Genomic DNA, 18,937 nt, shown 5'->3' on the forward strand with positions numbered 1-18,937 from the left:
AATCTGATTGTCTGGTTAAGTAACCGGTTAATATAATGGGAGTTGAAGAAAAGTATCAATCTGTCCATTAGTACTCCATTATTCTAAAGACGGATGTCTTTGAAACGGATAGATTTATTAGTTTTACATTTTTTTAGAGCACACGACAACATTATTACGATGTCTGGTGCACCTTCAGAAGCCATTGCTTTCTTTTCCTGAGATGATTCTTAGATTAGAAAGCGATTTATGGTTACCATAAATAAAAAACCGAGAGGTATTTTTTATTTCTATCTTAATATGGTGCGCCCAACACGATTCGAACGTGTGACCCCCGCCTTCGGAGGGCGGTACTCTATCCAGCTGAGCTATGGGCGCATATGAAACAAAATAGTCAAATTAAACAGGCACAGGATAACTGCTTTTGTTCTTCTCGTCCAACTTCATCTGTGACTAAAAAATAAATCATCAGGTTAGTATGATACCGGCTATTTTTCTTCTGTTATAGGTGGGATAGGATAAATGCGTACAATTTTTACCACCTGATTTTTAGTCTGAATAATTTCCATGGGATATCCAGCAATATTGAGGCCGATGCCCGCTTCAGGAATATCCTGAAAATATTCTAGTATCAGGCCATTTAAGGTTTTTGGACCATCCAGCGGTAATTGGAGATCGAGTTTACGATTTAGATCACGTAGCAGGCTACTCCCCTCAACGATAATACTGCCATCCTCTTGCTTCTGGAAAGTGCTGATTTGAGTTGGTGCTTGTGTTGTGAATTCACCAATAATTTCTTCGATGATATCTTCAAGTGTGACTAACCCCATCCATTCGCCATATTCATCTACAACTAAACCTACTCGTTTTCGACTCTCCTGAAATAATTGTAATTGTGAGAATAAAGGCGTTCCAGAGGGGATGAAGTAGGGTTGATGCATGACTTTTTCAAGTGTGGCAGCAGTTATTTTGCCATTTTTCATTTGATTCAACACCCTGCGTACATGCACAATGCCAACGATATTGTCGAGTCGCTCACGGTATACGGGTAATCGGGTGTGGTGACAGGTGAGTAATTGAGTATGAATCGTTTCGTCATCGGCATTTAAGTCTATCGCTTCGATCTGACTGCGCGGGACAATGACATCATCTACAGTAACGGTTTCAAGATCAAATAGATTCAGCAGTACACTTTGATGTTTTTTTTGTATGAAATGACCTCCTTCCAACACCAGTGTTCTGAGTTCTTCTGAACTAATATTATGCGTACCCTCTCCCTTTTCCAGATTCAGTCGCAGCATAAATAATAAAGCGCTTACAAACAAATTAACAAACCACACCACTGGATAGAAAATCTTTAGTAGCGGCGACAATACGTAGCTTGCTGCTAATGCAATACGCTCAGGATAAGCCGCAGCAATTACCTTCGGTGTAATTTCACTAAATATCAGAATGGCAAAAGTAATGCATATTGTACCAATCAGCAAAGCCAGCTCATCGTGACTGAAGAAAGTAGAAATAATGACGGCCACCAGTGTTGCCGAGGCCGTGTTGAGTAGATTGTTGCCAAGAAGAATGACACCCAACAATCTATCTGTATTGTCTAGTAATTTAGTCGTTAAACGTGCACCGCGATGCCCTTGTTTGGCGAGGTGCTTGAGTCGATAACGATTGATTGCCATCATGCTGGTTTCTGAAAGGGAAAAGAAGCCAGACAGAATTAACAAAAAGGCTAATATAATTAGCATTATATGTAATGGTATATTTTCCAAGAAACACCTTATTTCACATTAGAGAGAGATGTTGATGAAGCAACACACGAATGAGCTTAAAAAAAACGGTAAGTTCATATCGTATTTGTATGGTATGGCATAAGTCATCCTGGCAAAATCCAGAGTGGGTATAACAGACTTATCGTGACATCTAGTGAAAATAACATTGATTTTAATAAAATTATTAAATGGGATGCCTATTATTCCGAATAATTAATCTGAGATTAAAGAGAATGGGGAATATATGAAATCAAGCTGGCCGAAGCAAGAATCTTACGGCAAGACTGGGTCAATTATAAACCGTGTATCGCATTGACTATCAATCTGATACCAGTATAGGAAAACGAAAGGGATAGCGTTCATCATCTAAACTCTCGGGAAGTCTCGACTTTTAGGCCGAGGGAGTAAGAAAAAATTGTGGTTTTGGTTGCGGTCGATTCTTACATTGAACCACCTCGCTGTATTTTGTGCAGGATGGGTGCCAGATGTGCCCGGTATCTGTCATTCCAGTCGAAGCATGACAAACAAGTTGCCGAATGTACGGTTAGCGGCTTTAGGTGGAACGACAAGGCCTTGAAGCGGGTAGAAATGAGCGAGCCTTTAATTATTCGCCGGGCTGGTGGGGTGAGTCTTTGAAGATGCTTTAAATCCTGTTTGCATTGGGCTGTGCTCGAGTTGTGGTTAGTAGATTGGGAATCTGTTTCCTTCAAGGAGGGAAGCAGTGAATAATGCCAGGAGCACTGCTTGAAAAGTGAAGGATTGAAGATTCTGTATGGAGGAAAAGCGAAACAGCGTATGTTCAATGTTCTGTGACGGGATAATATGCCCTGTCTGGATAAAAGGAAACCTCAGTAAGCTGCGGTTTTATTCAAGTCATGGCGCATAATCAGGGATAGATTAATGCGGGGAGTCATTGTGATTACCCGCTATTTATTATTGAGAAAACACAATAATAAAAACAGAGCCAAAGAGGCTGAAATATAGACAATGTATTGAATGTTGATGACCTGTTCGAAAGCCAACCGGGTGTTAGATAGCGGATGCCCAAATATGACACGCATCCGCTGTAGTATACAGATTTGTATTATTCACCAAAATAGACGTAAGACTTTTGCCGTATACTTGAGTCTTTAAAGCGCTGTTGTTCATCTTTATTTGACTTTTTATCCCACCACATGGCTCTTGCGGCCAGTTGTTTTTCTACCAGAGTTGGGTCTTTCTCAAATAATTCACGCATAAACTTAGTATGCTCAGATTCGTACATGTAATCCATAGTTCAGTTTGCTCATTGTAGTAGGAAATTGTAAACTTTAGCATAGTAGTTATGTTTTAGGTATCTATACGATCTACAAATCATATGTAGACAGATCAAAATATACGGTCGTAATAAAATATAAAAAATGATTGGTAATGAAACGAGTATTAAGTTTGCAGGAAAATTTATCATTGTTGGTTTTGGTTGCGTTGGTCAGGGACTGCTTCCTGTACTGCTGCGTCATTTTGATATTCTGCCAACACAAATTAAAATCATCACGGCAGATGAATCTGGACGTGCAGAAGCGGATCATTATCAGGTTCCATTTTCAGTTTGCCCGTTGACGTTCAGTAATTATAGAGAGATTCTGGGTTCCGCTTTGAATCAGGGCGATTTCTTGCTCAATCTTGCGATCAATGTTTCTAGCACGGCGTTGATGGAACTTTGCCATGAACGACATGTGCTATATCTGGATGCTTGTATTGAACCTTGGGCGGGCGGTTATACGGATACCAGCTTATCTCCTTCGGATCGCTCGAATTATGCTTTGCGTGAGGAAATGCTGGCATTGCGACAAAAGCTGGGTAAAGGAGCGACCGCTATTCCATCCCATGGCGCGAATCCTGGGCTGGTTTCTCATTGGGTCAAGCAGGCGCTGCTTAATCTTGCGAAGGATATCGGTCTCGACAGTGAAATACCTCAAACGCGGGAGGCGTGGGCACAATTAGCCTATAAATTGAATATATCAGTGATTCAATGCGCTGAGCGAGACACGCAAATCTCGGATCCGCCGAAACAACTTGATGAATTTATCAACACATGGTCAGTGGATGGTTTTGCAGGTGAGGGTAGCCAGCCTGCCGAGCTGGGATGGGGTAGCCATGAAAAATATTTCCCGATAGATGGAAAGCACCATAACTTTGGCGGTGATGCAGCTATCTATCTGGAGCGCCCGGGTGTTTCCACTCGGGTACGCGCCTGGACACCGCGGGAGGGCGCCTATCAGGGTTTTCTCATTACGCATGGTGAATCTATTTCTATTGCTGACTACTTGACAATTAAGGAGCAGGATCGGCTATGTTATCGTCCCACTGTTTATTATGCTTATCATCCCTGTGATGGCGCTGTATTGTCAGTGCATGAGTTTAGCGGTAAAAATTTGACGTTACAAACAACCCAACGCTTATTAATGGATGATATTGTTGATGGCATTGATGAGCTGGGTGTATCGTTGATGGGGCATAGTAGAAATGTATATTGGTATGGATCTGTGCTTTCTATTGAGGAAGCAAGAAAACTGGCCCCTTATAATAATGCCACGAGCCTGCAGGTAGTCGCAGGCGTTCTCAGCGGGATAGTCTGGGCGATAGAAAATCCTGACGCAGGCATTATTGAACCAGATGAGATGCCTTTTGAGCGCGTTTTAGAAGTTGCGACGCCTTATCTGGGCAAAGTTGTGGGAGAATATGGTGACTGGACGCCGATTATGGACCGGGGCGTATTATTTGAAGAAGATATGGATAGCACGGATCCTTGGCAATTCAAAAACTTTCGTGTGACCTGACACTGATCAAAGTCTCCGAAAAAACCTGGAGTTCAGGCTATACAGTCTGGGCGCAGTAGAGACATTTTGATTTGAAACAGAGCTGGATAGTAAAGGCTCATCATTCCTGACATTGAATTGCTGCCTGTTCTCTCATTGCGCACACTATTTTAGAAATCTCAGATAGTTTCCATCATGGGGAGATTGCTGGCGTAATTTTGATACCAGTTTAGGAAATGGAAGTGAGTATTTTTCCTCGAGTGTTTTTGCCCGCGTTTTTAGCGATTGCCATGTCAGCCTGCCAGGATTCTGCTTGAATGCGAAAACAATCAGATTCCCGCGTATTTCGGACAACATGGTTACGATATGTCCGTTGAAACTGTTTTCAATGTGTCGCAGACAATGGTTCAGGCCTTTATCTCGACTGAGTAGGTTGATAACTAATATTCCATTTTTATTTAATATATTACGCGAATTATTGTAAAAATCCTGTGTGCAGAGTGATGGTGTCTGATGGCCATCATTAAAACCGTCAATCATCAATATATCTGTACCGGATGCCTGCCTGGCAATATATTCGCTGCCCTCTGCCACAATAATTTGAAACCGATCATCTTCAGTGGGCAGTGCAAAATAATGATGTGCTGTGGTGACAATTTGTGGATTAGTTTCAATCACAGTTGTTTTAGTCCCGAGCATTTTATGGTGAATAAATTTTGCCAGTGATCCGCCGCCCAAACCTATCATCAGGATATGCGCTGGATCAGGATGGAACAGCAAAAAGCCCATCATACATTGAGTGTAAAGCAGCTCCAGATTATTCGGTGCAGCCAGTCTCATGGAACTTTGTATCATACTGCCGCCTAAATGCAGTGAGCGGACACCATTTTGTTCGCTTATCTCAATGCTGGATTCATTGGCAGGGATACCGTGTTTAAAAAATCGAGACATAGGACAGTCGCAGAAAAAATAGAATAATAATGATGATCTTCACGCTTTCTGATGGATAATCTTTTCCAGGGGAATCTCCTTTGTGACGCTGCAGCAATTTTCACCTTTCCCAAAAGCAGACCGGTTAAATTATGTAAGTTTGCTGGGATGAGGTTTTTTGCTGAATGTCAGCCGATAGAGTCTGACTTATCGGAAGGCGGTATCTGTGTTTTGGGTGGGCTTCCTTGATCGCTCTTTTCCGGTTTTTTTGCCAATGAATGCAATCCAAGATGGAGCGCAGCCTTGGCAAGCATATGCGCGCTGACTGGAGCCGTGATAAAGAGAAGTAAGGCTACCAGTATTTCATGCATACTGATTTTGTCTGTATACAAGCTAAAGTAGAGAGCGGAGGCAATGAGTAAGCTGCCCACACCTAATGTGGTCGCCTTAGTAGGGCCATGCAGACGAGTATAAAAATCCTTGAGCCGCACCAATCCCAGAGAGCCAATGAAAGTAAACGTAGCGCCTGTGAGAATAAGCAGTGAAAGTAAATAATCCAACATAATTTATTCGATGATATCACCGCGCAATAGATACTTACATAATGCGACGGTACCAATAAAACCCATCAGGGCAATTAAAAGCGCTGCTTCAAAATAGAGCGTGCGGGAAAGGTGTATACCTAGTAACACCAGTAATGCAATCGTATTTACGTAGAGAGTATCCAGGGCCAGAATACGATCGGGTATGCTGGGTCCCTGCAATAGCCGCCAGAAACTCAAGGCCACTGCGACGGTTACTAATGCAAGGGCAATGGGAATCGCAATAGCTAACATTTTTCGAATATCTCCTTGAGAGGTGCTTCATAACGCTGTTTGATTGTCGTAATCAATGCGTCGGTATCGGTTTCATGTAGGGCATGAATTAACAGATGACGCCGGTCCAGCGAGAGTTCTGCTGACAGGGTACCGGGGGTTAGCGTGATGCTGTTGGCCAGAATACTAATGGCCAGATCCGTAGTGAGATCCAATGGTAGAAAGACAAAAGCGGGCCTGAGCTTAGCTGGGTGGCCGAGGATAAGGCGTGCTACAGTAAAATTAGCTAATACAATATCGATCAGCAGTACGCCAGCATAGCGTAGCAAGAGAAGTGGCTTATGGACACGTATGGCTTCGGGCCAGAAACGGATTGTCAGTATGGGAATAGCCCACCCTAATACCAAGCCAAGTACCAGTTGGCCTATCTCCATGCTGTTTGTTAATAACAGCCATAGTACGGCCAGAATGGGTGTCAGGAGAGGGTGGGGTAACCAGTGTCGCATTAGTACGGGGCTCCATGGCGCAGTACGGTATGGACATAGGCATCCGGCTGTAATAACTGATCGGCAGTAGCCAGCGCGAAACTGGTAATGGGCCCGGCCCATATAATCAGCGCAAGGCATAAAGCAAGTAAGCCAGCAATTGGTACGCATTCACCGACAATTGACAGGGGTTTTGTTCGGGTATCTGTTCCTGTGCTCGATATTATAACTTTTGTGAGTTGTGCTCGATAAAATAATAAACTGCCGCTGCGGGCCAGCGCGATTAAGCCAAGTAAACTGGTAATCAATATAACACTCATTATCCATGGTAAAGTTGGGTGAGTTAATGCGGCCTGTAAAATTAGAAATTTTCCGATAAAGCCAGACAAGGGCGGCAGACCCGCGATTAATATGGCCACTACAAAAAAGAAGGCACCCAATAGTCGTGCCTGTTTGATTACTGGCCCTGGATCCAGCCGATCGCTCATATCATCGCGTCGGATAGCAATTGCGTCTGCCAATAAAAAGAAAGCGGCTACAGCAAACGTGGAGTGTGGCAAATAATAAATGCCTGCAGCAATTCCTTCGTTCGTATTCAACCCAAATGCGATGAGCAGTGAACCAATTGAAGCAATGACCAGGTAGGCTACTTGCTGACGTAAATGAGTACTTGCCACGACGCCTAGTATGCCTGCCACCAGCGTAATTAATGCTAATGGTAGCAACAACCCATCGATCAAGTTGGCAACAGGACCAGCTTGTTCGCCGAAAATTAATGTATAAACACGTAAAATACTATAGGCACCCACCTTGGTCATAATGGCAAATAATGCCGCAACTGGCGCGGTAGTGTGCGCATAGGCAGCCGGTAGCCAGAGATAAAGTGGTAACAAGGCTGCTTTGAGAGCAAACACAGCAAATAACAGTAAGCCTGCTATGCGGATTAAAAAGATGTTTTCGGGTGGAACGGTCGCTACTTTAACGGCCAGATCAGCCATGTTGAGCGTTCCCAACACACCATAAAGCGTACCTACTGCAAATAGAAACAGGGTAGACCCGACCAGATTGATCACAACGAAATGTAATCCGGCTTTGGTACGTAACCGTCCTCCGCCATGTAACAATAAGCTGTAAGAGGCAAGCAACAAAATTTCAAAAAACACAAACAGATTAAACAAATCGCCGGTGAGAAAAGCACCATTCAGGCCGAACAGCTGTAGCTGGAATAAGACATGAAAATGTGGACCGGCAGTATCTGTACCTCGAATTGCATAAAGTAAGGCACACAAGGCAAGCAATGCGGTAATTACGAGCATCCAGGCAGCCAGGCGATCTGCAACCAGAACAATTCCAAAAGGTGGCGACCAGTTTCCCAAGGCATAAACCAGAATTTCACCATTACTGACGGCATGCAGTAACGCTACGGTCAATATAATCTGAGCAGCCACCGATGTAATACTCAGTATACGCTGACATCCTATATTTTTCTTCGGCAGCAACAGTAATAGAATACCAGCGAGCAATGGCAGTATTACGGGAGTAATGATCAGGTGGTTCATCATGATTTATGCTTTCCATCGACATGATCATTACCCAGTTCCATATGCGCTTTTAAGGATAATATAATAACAAAAGCGGTCATAGCGAAACTGATCACGATAGCAGTCAGCACCAAGGCTTGAGGCAAAGGATCTGCATAATTCATGATGCCATCGGTAATCACCGGCGGGCTACCGATAGTCAGTCTTCCCATTACCAGCAGAAAAAGATTGACTGCATAGGATAAAAATGTCAAGCCGAGCACTACAGGAAACGTGCGGCCGCGTAATGTGAGATAGACACCACAAGTGGTGAACACGCCAATAACCAGGGATATCAGCGCTTCCATTAGCGGGTATGTTTTCTAGAATTGAACGAATGATCCTGACTATGTGCCAGACCCAGATAGACAAGAATTAACAGAGTAGCTCCTACCACAACTAAATAAACGCCCAAGTCGAAGATCATGGCAGATGCCAGTTCAAACTCACCAATAACCGGCCAATATACATGGCTGAATGTGGACGTGAGAAAAGGATAATCAAACAACCAGCTGGCTAATCCAGTGCAGGTTGCTATGAACAAGCCCGAGCCAAGCACCACATGCATGTCGGCGGGCAGGCGGGATTGCGCCCAGGTTACGCCATTGGCCAGATACTGCATGATCAGCGCGACGGCAGTAATCAGTCCGGCAATAAAGCCACCACCCGGTAAATTATGTCCGCGCAATAGAATGAATATTGAAACTAACATGGCAAGTGGTAATAACAAACGAGCAAATGAAGCCAGGATGACCGGATGCATATCCTGATCCCAAGGGCGGCCCTGGCTATCATGACTGGAACCGGGTAGTTTTAAACAATCCAGCATCGCATAAATTCCCAGTCCGGCTAGCGCCAGTACGGTAATTTCACCGAGTGTATCATATCCACGAAAGTCAACCAGAATCACATTCACCACATTAGTGCCGCCACCGCCCGAAACGCTATTGGTAATAAAATAATCAGCGATGCTCTGATATGGACGAGTCAGAATTGCCCAAACTAAGATAGTCACACTACTGCCTGCAGCGATAGCGATGATCCAGTCGCGACCGCGGCGCCATTGGCTTGATTCGGATGGCGATTGCTGTGGTAAAAAATATAATGCCAAAAGTAACAGTACAATGGTGACGACCTCCACCGAGAGCTGTGTCAGTGCCAGATCCGGGGCTGAAAACTTAACAAAAATTAATGCCACTCCCAGCCCTGCCATTCCCATTAGAATCAGCGCAGTCAGGCGTTGTTGATGTAAAATAACCGTACCAAGCGCTGCTATCATGAGTATTAACGCAATGACCAAACTCACACCGTCAACCGGTAGTAATATGCGTTCGCCAGTGAGTGTGGTTGGGCTATCCAGATAACCCAGAGCACCGAGTATCACGATAAAAGTTATGAATATGAACAGCATTTGCTGCAATGACTGGGCATCCAGTAAACGGCTGACCGTTTTGGCACACTTGAACAGAGTCTCTAACAGATAATGATACAACGATTTGAGCTCCAGTCGCCCTTCCATCCGCTCATGTAATATAAATAAAGGCTGTCGACCAAGATAGATCAGTCCACCTCCAATCAAGGCAATAACACTCATCCACAATGCGGGGTTAAAACCGTGCCAGATAGCGAGGTTGTGTTCGGGCAATGGACCTTGTAATACGCTGGCAGCCGCTATTGCCAGAATGGGTTCGACTGTCAGGGCAGGGAAGATCCCTACCAGTAAGCATAACGCAACGAGTATTTCCACAGGCACTTTCATCCAGCGCGGCGGCTCATGAGGTGTTCTGGGTAAATCAACCGGTTCGCCTTGAAAAAACACATTGTGGATGAAACGCAGCGAATAGGCGACTGCAAATACCCCCGCGATGGTGGCGGCCGTGGGTAATAGCCATCCCCAGGGTTGATTAATCACATGCCATGTTTCAGCAAAAAACATTTCTTTGGATAAAAAACCATTAAATAATGGCACGCCAGCCATAGAAGCGGCCGCCACCATAGCCAATAGTGCGGTATGTGGCATGAATTTCCATAAACCACTGAGACGACGCATGTCACGGGTTCCCGTTTCATGATCGATAATCCCGGCTGCCATAAATAATGACGCTTTAAAAATGGCATGATTAATAATATGAAAAACGCCGGCTACTGCGGCAATGGGCGTACCGATACCAAATAATAGTGTGATCAGGCCTAGGTGACTGATGGTTGAGTATGCGAGTAATCCTTTAAGATCATGTTTGAACATCGCAATATATGCTGCCAGAAGGAGTGTGGTGAGTCCGGTCATGCTGACTAGCCAGAACCATTCAGGTGTGCCGGATAAAGCTGGGAATAATCGCGCCAATAAGAATACACCCGCTTTAACCATGGTGGCTGAATGCAAATAAGCCGACACGGGTGTAGGTGCAGCCATGGCATTTGGCAGCCAGAAATGAAATGGGAACTGTGCTGATTTAGTGAAAGCGCCGAGTAGCACCAAAATCAGCATGGGCAGGTAAAGTGGATGTGCGTGAATCGTGTCGGCAGATACCAGGATTACGGCTAAATCATAGCTACCCGTTATCTGGCCTAGTAACAGAAAACCGCCGAGTAAGGCCAATCCCCCGCCACCCGTTACTGCCAATGCCATGCGTGCGCCAATCCGAGATTCAGAACGGTGCTGCCAATAGCTGATCAGTAAAAAGGAAGATAAACTGGTTAATTCCCAGAAAATGAGCAGCTGGATAATGTTTTCGGATAATGCAATGCCGAGCATGGAGCCCATGAATAAAAGCAGATAGGCATAAAACCGTCCCATATCGTCTCGCTCGGATAGATAATATCGGGCATAGAGAATAATCAGCAAACCGATGCCTAGAATGAGTAATGCAAACAGGAGACTCAATCCATCCAGACGGAACGCAATATCGAGGCCACTCAGAGGTATCCAGCTCAAGCGTTGAATCAGCGTATATCCAGAAAAAGTATCTGTTATCAGCGGCAAGAGGATAATGAGTGAAGTCAGCGTTACTGCGCCGGCTGCCCAGGCAGCATGAAGTCGTCCTAATCGGGAAATCCAGGCAACAAAGATGGCACCGATGAAGGGCGTAAGGACAATGAGAAGTAAATTCATAACGCGAAGAGTTATAGTAGAGCCGGTTGAGTTGTATGGTAGGACTGCGTCCTCTATTTTTAAGAATACATATATAACTGTACCAGTTAACTGGTTTTATAACGTGTGCAGGAATCTCTGACCGGAATACGCCAGATGAATATGGCCAGTATAGCTGCTATTACACCGAGCATGACCTTATGCCAGACAGCAGGTACAAGCAAAATAGAGGTTCCAAATGACAGTGCCATTAATAGATATGCCCAGCGTTTTACGCGATAGGGAATGCTTTTGTACAGACACCATTCACGAATCACGGGACCTGCGATACGATTGGCTAATAGCTTGTTATGAAAAGATTCTGAGCTCCGTGCAAAACAGGCGGCAGCTAACAGAATAAATGGCGTGGTCGGCAGAATTGGCAGAATCGCACCGAGTGCGCCGAGTATGAGTGCGATGATGCCGCCCCCTAAATACAATCCACGCATAAGACGAGAATCGTGTATGCGCAATAAACTGTTTTCTTGGGTGTTTTGCTTTTTTTTATCCTGAGTTAGGTCTATTTCTTTATTCAAGGGTTGTTGCATGATCAATGAGTAAGCAAGTAGTCAAAATAATCTATGGAATCCTTTCTGATTATAAATATCGGCCGTAATCGAGCAGGCCATTTATCATAACGGATTGATCTGAAAAATCGATTGGGCGATTGGTCTTCAACACCAGTGAGCGCGCGATTCATACAACTAAAAACCCACCTGATTGACGGATAACACGTTAGCTGTTTTTTTATAATTATTTTAATCAGTGAGTTATGATGTTATTCTATGTTTAATTGATTTTCCGAAATAAATGAACCGTAATGACGAATGAATCATACCGAGTATAATACCTGAGAGCGAGTTATTAGAATTTATCCTGTTTTAATTTATTTTTCTGAGGAAATTATGTACAAAATAAAGACCCTGTTCCATTTGAGCATTATCTTTATGGCTCTGGCCACGCTACCTCAAGTGGCTTATTCCTATAAGGAACATGCCGTTGCTGGTCATGCTGAATCTAATGTTAGTAAGCTTGAGAAAATTGATAAGAAAATAGGAACGGGTGAGGAAGCTGTCGTTGGAAAAACCGTCAATGTCCATTATACCGGTTGGCTTTATGATGAAGCTGCACCGGATAATAAGGGAAAGAAATTTGATAGTTCATATGATCGTGATAATTATTTTTCCTTTTTACTTGGATCAGGGCGCGTTATTAAAGGCTGGGATCAGGGCGTTGCTGGCATGAAAGTCGGTGGGCGTCGGACTTTAATTATTCCACCCTCTATGGCCTATGGTGCACAGGGTGCCGGGAATGTGATTCCGCCTAACGCAACCCTGATTTTTGATGTAGAGTTAATGGGGCTGCAATAAACACTGCACTTGATAGAGGGACTGGGCATAGGGGAAAAATCGGGTAATTTCGGTTCTCTCCGCTATGCTGCCCGGATTGTTGTTAACAGCCCACCGAGTTTAAAGGATCAGGATAAATATTTATTTAATTTGAGTCAGGCTGTTAATGCGATTATTTTTCAGATTAGCGATTCTATTTTAATCTGAGAGAATGACGAAATAAAAGTGATTAGTATTATTAATCACGGTGTTTCATTCGGTCCGATATGTTTTCGGGAAACTATATCGCTTAAAAGGATATTACTATGACGCCGACTGCACAGCATTATTTTGTTATTCGTAAACGTCTTGCAATTAGTTTCGTTGTGCTGAACTGTGTCATTATCCTGCTTGGGCTGCTGAGTTATTTCTGGCTACCAGGCTATGCCAAGTCGCAAATTGAAATCAGGCTATCAGAAATGATGCACCGGCCTGTAACGATAGAGTCAATCAATATTCAACTCTTTTCACTGGAATTCACGGTCGATGGATTTCAGATAGGAGAAAGAAAGACAGGTAATCATGCGGATGAACGCTTTTTTTCTTTTGATCAACTCTATGTTGATCTGAGTGCCGCATCGATCACGCAACGCGCACCGATTATTAGTGCGATCACATTAAAAACGCCAACATTACGCTTGGTACGCGAAGATCAGAACCATTTCAACATCACCGATCTGATTGAGACACTGACACAATCTTCTGCAGATGATGAAATTAATAAACCAGAAACCCCATCTTTTTTCATTAGCAACATTATTATCGCAGGCGGCCATTTAGAATTTGTTGATCGCTTCAAACAAAGTCATCAGGAAATAGCCGACATTAATCTGGGGATTCCCTTTGTTGCTAATTTCACAAGCGCAGAAGCAATCTGGGTTCAGCCCCACTTCAATGCCAAGGTTAACGGTGCTCCATTTTCACTGGATGGCAAGTTGCGTCCGTTTATGGATGAACGCGAAGCCGTATTCGAAATCAAGCTTACTAATATCGATTTGACAGATATCGATGAGTACGCACCCACACCTATAGGCATCAGTCTGCTGTCGGGATATCTTGATAGTGACCTGGAGCTGACATTCAAACAGATGACAGGTGAGTTACCTAATCTTACCTTGTCTGGCCATGCGACATTACGACAACTGGCATTTGAAAATCAAGCTGTTGAAGCACCCTATCAGGTTGGACTCGACCAACTGGATATTCAGTTGACTGAGATCGATCTGACGGGTCGAAGACAATCACAGATGGCTGCTGCTGCCGACAAAATCGCATTAACGCGCAAGAGTGAATCCGTACCGGTATTATCCCTGTCTAAGCTGACGGTGAGTGATATTCAAGTTGATATTGAACAACAGAAGATTGGTTTGAATAAAATTTTGCTCGATCGTTTTAATGTTTCCATGCGCAGGGAAAAGGATGGCCATCTCGATTTGATCCGGCTTTTTACAGCATCCTTACCGAATGCGGCTATGCCTGTTCCAGGGTATAAGTCTGCTGCTACAGATAGAATCCGGATTGCTCCAAAACAGGCCATGGCGGATGTGGCTACTCCTATTCCAGCACATAAACCCGTTGTTACAGACAGAATCCGGATTGCTCAAAAACAACTCATGGCGGATGCGGCTATTCCTATTCCAGCACATAAACCCGCTGTTGCAGACAGAATCCGGGTTGCTTCAAAACAGGCCATGACGGATGCTGCCTCCGTTGCAGATTCCGCCCAGCCGGTGAAAAGCGTGCCGCCATCATGGGCAGCCGAGATTAAACAGATTAGGTTTACGGCTGGGTCATTTCGTTTTGAAGATGCAGCACTCACAAAAGTAGCTCCTATGGTGGTCGATTCACTTAATTTAACACTAGACCGTATTGATCTCAGTGGTGCCCAGCCTCTTAATCTGGCCTTGCAGGCCCGGTTAAATGAGTATGGCAGTATCGATACCAAAGGTTCGTTGGGGTGGGCGCCATTGGCGGTTAATTTAGACGTTGATCTTAAAGAGATGGATGTCGTGTCGTTACAGGGTTGGGCGGGAGATCATCTAAATGCGCTGCTAACCGACGGGGCTGTTTCCTTTCAGGGTAAAGTTGTCGCGAATGGCGAGCCATTGAAGGTGGTGGCAAAGGGTCAGGGGCGACTTTCCAATTTTAATATTTTTGATCAAGTGAATGGATCTGACTTGCTCCGCTGGAAAAGCCTGGATGTTACGGGTATTAATTTTATCAATGAGCCACTACGAATTGATATGACTACGGTTGAGCTGGATGATTTTTTTGCTCGTGTGATGCTTTCACCAGAAGGAGATCTCAACCTTAAAGCAATCATTCGACAGGAAGATCAAGCAGAAGCAGTCGCCACAGAGAATAATGTCGCATCCTCATCCAATCAGCCTGCTCCGATACATATTGATCAGGTGATCTTGCGAAATGGACGTGTCAACTTTAGGGATCAATTTATTAAACCCAATTATAGAGCGAATCTGACGGGCCTTACAGGCGAAATCGGACCATTGAAACCTGATCGATCAGGCACGATCGATATCCAGGGTGCGGTAGATAAATCTGCGCCATTGGCGATTCGAGGTAATATCAATCCATTTAGCAGTGAACTTTTGCTGAATATAACGGCTCAGGTCAAGGATATTGATTTGCCGTCTTTTAGCCCTTATTCGGGTAAATATGTCGGTTATACGATCAAAAAGGGAAAGCTGTCCGTCGATGTGCATTATGAAATTGAGGCGGGCGTATTGAAAGCAAAGAATAATATTTTTCTTGATCAATTGACGCTGGGCGAAGAAACGGATAGTCCGGAGGCATTATCAATTCCGTTGCGCCTTGCTATTGTCTTGTTGAAAAACCGACGCGGTGAAATTGATATTCATTTGCCTGTTAGAGGCTCATTCGATGATCCTCAGTTTAGCCTGGGTAAGATTATTTTTGATGCGTTTATTAACCTGGTTATGAAAGCGGCTACGGCTCCTTTTGCATTGTTAGGTTCAGTTCTCGGTGACGGCGAGGAATTATCGATGATTAATTTTGTGCCAGGCCAGGCACAGATTGCGGCAGAAGCTGAGAAACGTCTTGAAGCGCTTTCTCAGGCCTTAATTGATCGGCCAGCGTTGAAACTGGAAATCACCGGCTATGCGAGCCCTGAGCGTGATTATGAGGGGCTTAAACAAGTGATACTCGAGCGTAAGGTAAAAACACAGAAACTCGTGGAGGAGACAGAGCGTGGGGAAGCAGGGGGGGCGCTGGATGATATCGAGCTCGATTCCGGCAGCTATGACAAGTATCTGGAGTTAGTCTATAAAAATGAAGAATTTGAGAAACCAACCAATATACTGGGTTTCACCAAAAGCTTGCCGGTTCCGGAAATGGAGCAATTGATATTGGCTCATATTGAAATTGATGATAATGATTTAAAGGCACTTGCTGATCAACGTGCCAGTGCTGCACGCGACTGGCTTGTTGGTCGGGGCGGTATCGCTCATGACAGAATATTTGTGCTGAGCGCAAAAATAAAAGTGGAAACGGGTAATAAAATGGAGGGTGGGCAAGTTGAATTTTCAGTGAGATGATCGCTTATATAATCAGCTAATCTGAGATTCATCTGTCGCAGGTCTAGGAGTATTCATATTACGCGTTGGATAAGATGCTGAAAATTATGCGATATAACATAAAGTTACCGGAGTACCGGTCGTGGGATATTATAAACGCGAAGTGTTTGATTTAGCGTCACTATGAGAAAATGGAATTTAGACAGGCGTTTAATTTGATAAAGGAGACTGAATATTTCGACTGGGTATGAAGGCTATCGTTGTGTTATTTATATCGCTATATCGTCAATCAAGAGAGTGTATCGATGGGTTGGATAGCTGAATTTGCAGGTCACGGGTTAGCACGTTTCTTAACCACGCCGGTTCGACGCAATACTCAGGTTTCGACGACAACCCAGGAACAGCTTGCTGCAGTACTACAGCCTGCTGATGTTTTGCTTATCGAAGGTAATACGCGTATCAGTGTCCCGATTAAATATCTGACACAATCGACCTGGTCGCACGCTGCGTTATATATTGGCGACGCGCTGCCTGCCCGAGAACCATGGCAACTGCCACTGACGCTGATTGAGGCTGACCTGGAGGAAGGAATACGAGGAGTAACGCTTGCACATTATGCGTATATGCACACTCGAATTTGTCGCGCAGTCAATTTGAGTGACGAGGATCGTAGGCGGGTAGTGGAATATGCCGTTACCCGGATCGGACAACAATATGATCTAAAAAATGTATTAGATCTTGCACGCTACCTTTTCCCAATGCCGCCTATTCCAACACGCTACCGACGACGCATGTTAACGCTCGGTAGCGGGGATCCAACCCGTGCGATTTGCTCTACGTTGATTGCGCAGGCCTTTCAATCAGTGCATTATCCTATTCTGCCTGAGGTTCGGAGAGAATGGCTTGATAACCCCACGTATGCTGATTTTTACGCGGAGATCTATCGAGTTCGTCACCACAGTCTACTTGTGCCGCGTGATTTTGATATTTCACCTTTTTTTCAGATTATCAAACCAACGATAGTGAATGGCTTCGATTACCATTCACTGACATGGGATGATGCAATGTAAAGAGGTGAATATGGCGTTTTATATTTTAGCGATAGGAGGAGACCTTTGCAAAACCCCAATAGTTGAGAAATTAATCCTTTATAATCAATAGTCAAAAACTTCTAGCGAGGGCTTTTGCAAAAGTCTCGAGTAGTTTATTCTTTATTCGGCTTATGCACAGCGATATGGCTGATGAGGCCATCTGCAGTAAAATTAATTTGTTCCAAGCCTCGCCGTTCGACGCGCTTTCTGGATGTGGCATCTGTTGCATTCATGGTGAACTCAAATTCGACACTCAGATCTCCGGTGATCCGATATTCCGGTACATCCCAATGTACATCCGGAAAGCGAGAGAAAAAACTGACCATCATTTCATTGATGGCAGGACTTCCTTTAAGTTCACCGGAATAGGAGGAATGATAGGTCGCTTCATCAATAAACATCAGTGCGATATGTTGCAGATTGTGACTATTTGACAGAGCAACATAGGTTTTTGCTAGATCGACACATTTTGCTGCATTCATTTTAATCATATTTATCAAAAATATTAATTTAATATTTAGCGCGTGTCTGTTTATAACAAGCGCGGCGATAGTAATAAATGAGTGGGAAATCGACTAATGTAAATTACTATGATTCATCTTGATATCTTCTCGGGTAAAGATCCATTCATTGTCGGTGCTGGTGTGTTTATTAAAATGATAGCCTGAATAATCAAATGCCTTGATATCTTCAGGATCTGTTAGTTGGTGCTGGATAATATAGCGGCTCATTAGGCCCCGCGCTTTTTTGGCAAAGAAACTGATAATTTTATAAGTGCCATTTTTATTATCTTTAAAAATGGGCGTAATGATTCTGGCGTTTAACTGATCGGTCTTTATCGATTTGAAATATTCATTAGAGGCCAGATTTATTACTGTAGGATTTTGCTCATTTTTCAAATTCTGGTTCAGTGATTCGGTAATGCGATGGCCCCAGAATTCATATAGATTACTGCCTCGATTATTTTTAAACGACGTACCCATTTCTAGTCGATAGGCTTGAATAAGATCTAACGGGCGCAATACCCCATATAGTCCGGAAAGAATGCGCAGATGTTCTTGGGCAAATTTGATATCAACGGTATTCAAAGAGGCTGCCTCAAGACCGGTATAGACGTCACCTTTAAAAGCGAATATGGATTGTTTTGCGTTATCCATGTTAAATGGTAAAGACCATTCGTGATAGCGATTTGAATTCAAGGTGGCCAGTTTTGAGCTGATGCTCATCAAGCGACCGAGCTCATCCGGTTCTAATCTTCTGAGCTGCTGAATGAGTTCCGACGAACAATCCAGAAAGACCGGTAAGGTGTGCTCTTTGATAGCGGGCGGTGTTTCGAAGTCCAGTGTTTTGGCAGGTGAAATAACAATAATCATGCATCACTATCCTGAAATATGAGATTGATCATCACTGTAAAT

The 18,937-nt window shown here is 44.0% G+C and carries 16 protein-coding genes and 1 tRNA gene; 4 read left to right on the forward strand and 13 right to left on the reverse strand.

What is annotated here, in order from left to right:
• Positions 1-280: 280 nt before the first annotated feature.
• From BUQ89_RS03620 to BUQ89_RS03630, 3 genes are all read right to left on the reverse strand, one after another.
• Positions 281-357 (reverse strand) — tRNA-Arg (locus BUQ89_RS03620).
• Between the two features lie 110 nt (positions 358-467).
• Positions 468-1,727, reverse strand: a complete 1,260-nt coding sequence (locus BUQ89_RS03625; protein ID WP_083399483.1) for an HlyC/CorC family transporter — start codon at positions 1,725-1,727, stop codon at positions 468-470.
• Positions 1,728-2,835: 1,108 nt separating this feature from the next.
• On the reverse strand, positions 2,836-3,015 hold the full coding sequence (locus BUQ89_RS03630) for a DUF3460 family protein (RefSeq protein ID WP_342742960.1): 180 nt from the start codon (positions 3,013-3,015) through the stop codon (positions 2,836-2,838).
• A gap of 136 nt (positions 3,016-3,151) precedes the next feature.
• Here BUQ89_RS03630 and BUQ89_RS03635 point away from each other — a divergent pair, with 136 nt between their 5' ends.
• Positions 3,152-4,570: a homospermidine synthase gene (locus BUQ89_RS03635; protein ID WP_051537470.1), complete on the forward strand. Its 1,419-nt coding sequence runs from the start codon at positions 3,152-3,154 to the stop codon at positions 4,568-4,570.
• 144 nt (positions 4,571-4,714) lie between these two features.
• On the opposite strand, the gene BUQ89_RS03640 is transcribed toward BUQ89_RS03635, so the two are convergent.
• The 8 genes from BUQ89_RS03640 to BUQ89_RS03675 all read right to left on the reverse strand — a co-directional run bounded on the left by BUQ89_RS03640 (position 4,715) and on the right by BUQ89_RS03675 (position 12,025).
• Positions 4,715-5,500: a polyamine aminopropyltransferase gene (locus BUQ89_RS03640; protein WP_036572394.1), complete on the reverse strand. Its 786-nt coding sequence runs from the start codon at positions 5,498-5,500 to the stop codon at positions 4,715-4,717.
• Between the two features lie 167 nt (positions 5,501-5,667).
• Positions 5,668-6,042, reverse strand: a complete 375-nt coding sequence (locus BUQ89_RS03645) for a Na+/H+ antiporter subunit G (protein ID WP_028460599.1) — start codon at positions 6,040-6,042, stop codon at positions 5,668-5,670.
• Positions 6,043-6,045: 3 nt separating this feature from the next.
• Complete coding sequence (locus BUQ89_RS03650) at positions 6,046-6,315, reverse strand: K+/H+ antiporter subunit F (protein WP_028460600.1); 270 nt, start codon at positions 6,313-6,315, stop codon at positions 6,046-6,048.
• Positions 6,309-6,800, reverse strand: coding sequence for a Na+/H+ antiporter subunit E (locus BUQ89_RS03655; RefSeq protein ID WP_028460601.1), 492 nt, complete (start codon positions 6,798-6,800; stop codon positions 6,309-6,311). Before BUQ89_RS03655 ends, BUQ89_RS03650 begins: the two co-directional genes overlap by 7 nt.
• Positions 6,800-8,341: a monovalent cation/H+ antiporter subunit D gene (locus BUQ89_RS03660; RefSeq protein ID WP_218146717.1), complete on the reverse strand. Its 1,542-nt coding sequence runs from the start codon at positions 8,339-8,341 to the stop codon at positions 6,800-6,802. The genes BUQ89_RS03655 and BUQ89_RS03660 overlap by 1 nt, the downstream gene beginning before the upstream one ends.
• Positions 8,338-8,667, reverse strand: coding sequence for a Na+/H+ antiporter subunit C (locus BUQ89_RS03665; protein WP_028460603.1), 330 nt, complete (start codon positions 8,665-8,667; stop codon positions 8,338-8,340). Before BUQ89_RS03665 ends, BUQ89_RS03660 begins: the two co-directional genes overlap by 4 nt.
• Complete coding sequence (locus BUQ89_RS03670; protein ID WP_028460604.1) at positions 8,667-11,471, reverse strand: monovalent cation/H+ antiporter subunit A; 2,805 nt, start codon at positions 11,469-11,471, stop codon at positions 8,667-8,669. Before BUQ89_RS03670 ends, BUQ89_RS03665 begins: the two co-directional genes overlap by 1 nt.
• Before the next feature lie 86 nt (positions 11,472-11,557).
• Positions 11,558-12,025 carry a YbaN family protein gene (locus BUQ89_RS03675; protein WP_028460605.1) on the reverse strand — a complete coding sequence of 156 codons (468 nt, stop codon included), beginning with the start codon at positions 12,023-12,025 and terminating at the stop codon, positions 11,558-11,560.
• Between the two features lie 369 nt (positions 12,026-12,394).
• Here BUQ89_RS03675 and BUQ89_RS03680 point away from each other — a divergent pair, with 369 nt between their 5' ends.
• From BUQ89_RS03680 to BUQ89_RS03690, 3 genes are all read left to right on the forward strand, one after another.
• Entirely contained in the window at positions 12,395-12,859 is a 465-nt protein-coding gene (locus BUQ89_RS03680; RefSeq protein ID WP_028460606.1) for an FKBP-type peptidyl-prolyl cis-trans isomerase, read from the forward strand.
• Between the two features lie 284 nt (positions 12,860-13,143).
• Positions 13,144-16,452, forward strand: a complete 3,309-nt coding sequence (locus BUQ89_RS03685; RefSeq protein WP_028460607.1) for a DUF748 domain-containing protein — start codon at positions 13,144-13,146, stop codon at positions 16,450-16,452.
• 284 nt (positions 16,453-16,736) lie between these two features.
• Positions 16,737-17,501: a YiiX/YebB-like N1pC/P60 family cysteine hydrolase gene (locus BUQ89_RS03690; protein ID WP_028460608.1), complete on the forward strand. Its 765-nt coding sequence runs from the start codon at positions 16,737-16,739 to the stop codon at positions 17,499-17,501.
• Between the two features lie 134 nt (positions 17,502-17,635).
• Here the strand turns inward: BUQ89_RS03690 and BUQ89_RS03695 are convergent, their stop codons facing one another.
• Together BUQ89_RS03695 and yaaA are read right to left on the reverse strand one after the other, a co-directional pair.
• Positions 17,636-18,004, reverse strand: a complete 369-nt coding sequence (locus BUQ89_RS03695) for a nuclear transport factor 2 family protein (protein WP_028460609.1) — start codon at positions 18,002-18,004, stop codon at positions 17,636-17,638.
• Positions 18,005-18,097: 93 nt separating this feature from the next.
• Entirely contained in the window at positions 18,098-18,895 is a 798-nt protein-coding gene (yaaA, locus tag BUQ89_RS03700) for a peroxide stress protein YaaA (protein ID WP_028460610.1), read from the reverse strand.
• Positions 18,896-18,937: the final 42 nt, after the last annotated feature.

Origin of the sequence: Nitrosomonas cryotolerans ATCC 49181 (genome assembly GCF_900143275.1) — a bacterium.
Lineage (GTDB): Bacteria > Pseudomonadota > Gammaproteobacteria > Burkholderiales > Nitrosomonadaceae > Nitrosomonas > Nitrosomonas cryotolerans.